Genomic DNA, 1027 nt, shown 5'->3' with positions numbered 1-1027 from the left:
TTCTGGGTGGTCATCTAAGTCTGAGAGACTACGATGCTCAGGTGGGTGAAGCCATGGCCATGGTCAAAGCGCTTAACCGGATCACGCTATTAGGAATGCCGAACAGTATTCGCATCACGTAACAATCGACCCGTATGGGGAGCAGTCGTTACAAGTTTTGATTTATTCAACAAAGCCCTCATTCGCATAAAAAAGGCAAGGCCAGCAAGCCACAGAGTCTTATGATCATCGGCCAAAAAGCCGACGGCAGCATTGGCGTGGTGGCAAAAGAAACGCCCGTTGCACAGGAGAAAAATCGATGAGCGGTATCAAATTTACCACGGGCACGGTGAGTGCGGTGGATGAGAAAACGGTGCGGGTACGCGTTCGCCTGCCTGAGCTGGATAATCTGCGTACCGCCTGGCTTGAGGTTCTGCAGCGCAACACGCAGAATAACAAGGACTACTGGCTGCCGGATATCGGTGAGCAGGTCAAACTGTTACTTGACCCTCCTTATGGCGATGATGGCCTGGTGCTCGGCGCGGTCTATTCACAGGTCGACCAACCGGCTATTGCGTCACGCGATAAACGCCGGGTCGACTTTGCCGATGGCACCTTTGTCGAGTATGACCGCAAAACCCATGTGATGGCCGTCGGCGGCACCCTCCAGACCCTGATACTGACCACCCAGGACACTGTGCATATTCAGACGCAAAATGCGACGGTGAAAGCGAGTAAACGGCTCACACTCGATGCGAATATGCAATGCTCCTGATACCCTCTCGACCGGCAACCTGACGGTGCAAAAGCGACTGACTTATCAGGGCGGACTGTCCGGGGACGGTGGTGCTAATATTAACGGCGATATCAAGGCCAGCGGGGATATCCAGGCTGGGAAGGTGTCGCTGGAGAACCATCAGCACAGTAACGGTCATGAGGGCAGGCCGACCGGCAAGCCGATATAAGCGCTTGCAGGCTTTAACGCGCTTTAATACCCCCTGTTGCCCGCCTGTGTCATGCTGCCGGTATGAAAAATGATTATGCAACA

2 pseudogenes are annotated in these 1027 nt (G+C 53.9%); both read left to right on the top strand.

The features are described 5' to 3' along the window. Positions 1–122 (top strand): annotated as a pseudogene (locus QZ506_RS17790) (IS5/IS1182 family transposase); the annotation flags it as partial. Between the two features lie 176 nt (positions 123–298). Next, positions 299–944 (top strand): annotated as a pseudogene (locus QZ506_RS17785) (phage baseplate assembly protein V). The last annotated feature ends 83 nt before the right edge of the window (positions 945–1027 follow it).

This window comes from Candidatus Symbiopectobacterium sp. (assembly GCF_020054415.1).
Classification (GTDB): Bacteria; Pseudomonadota; Gammaproteobacteria; order Enterobacterales; family Enterobacteriaceae; genus Symbiopectobacterium.
The sequence above is the reverse complement of the archived record's forward strand: the minus strand, read 5'-3'. Positions and strand labels throughout refer to the sequence as shown.